This is a genomic window from Halomonas sp. SIMBA_159 (genome assembly GCF_046536035.1).
Lineage (GTDB): Bacteria > Pseudomonadota > Gammaproteobacteria > Pseudomonadales > Halomonadaceae > Vreelandella > Vreelandella venusta_A.
In genome coordinates this window covers 1-242 of record NZ_JAWJBT010001421.1, presented here as the reverse complement: position 1 = coordinate 242, position 242 = coordinate 1, and the positions used below count along the sequence as shown (strand labels likewise).

The 242-nt window shown below is 48.8% G+C and carries 1 pseudogene; it reads right to left on the bottom strand.

The window, feature by feature from the left end:
* Positions 1 to 242 (bottom strand): annotated as a pseudogene (locus tag R0J87_RS23930) (UTP--glucose-1-phosphate uridylyltransferase); the annotation flags it as partial.

Sequence of the window (242 nt, the reverse complement as noted above, 5' to 3'; positions counted from 1 at the left end):
CAGCGTTTTCAGATAAGCCGCGAAATCTTTCCCGAGCACAGGGTGGCGTAAGCCGTATTCGACGAATGCCTGCATATAACCCAGCTTACTGCCGCAATCATGACTCTTACCTGTCATGTGGAACGCATTAACCTGCTGCTTTTCCATCAGCATATCAATGGCGTCTGTCAGCTGAATTTCATCCCCTGCACCAATCGGAGTCTTGGCAATAATTTCCCAGATTTCGGCAGGCAGGATATAAC